General features: G+C 50.2%; 2 rRNA genes. Both read right to left on the bottom strand.

From position 1 onward, the window contains the following. Positions 1-97: ribosomal RNA gene (gene rrf, locus PV403_RS25125) — 5S ribosomal RNA — on the bottom strand; the annotation flags it as partial. 140 nt (positions 98-237) lie between these two features. Further along, a 16S ribosomal RNA gene (locus PV403_RS25120) occupies positions 238-309 on the bottom strand; the annotation flags it as partial.

Genomic DNA, 309 nt, shown 5'->3' with positions numbered 1-309 from the left:
CCCAGGACCCTGCGGTCCAAGTACCATCGGCGCTGGAGGGCTTAACGGTCGTGTTCGGGATGGGTACGTGTGGAACCCCTCCGCTATCGCCACCAAACGCATGATTGAAGCCATTCAATCATATAGTATATAAGTCGAAAGAGTCTTGCTCTCTCAAAACTGAACAACGAGTGAGTGTACTTGGAAGCTTAGCTTCCGTATTTGAATGTTTCCGTTTCAGGAAACGATTCTCCATAGAAAGGAGGTGATCCAGCCGCACCTTCCGATACGGCTACCTTGTTACGACTTCACCCCAATCATCTACCCCAC

The sequence above is a fragment of the Paenibacillus sp. GYB006 genome (assembly GCF_036577645.1).
Lineage (GTDB): Bacteria > Bacillota > Bacilli > Paenibacillales > Paenibacillaceae > Paenibacillus.
This window is presented reverse-complemented; position numbering and strand designations above follow the sequence as displayed.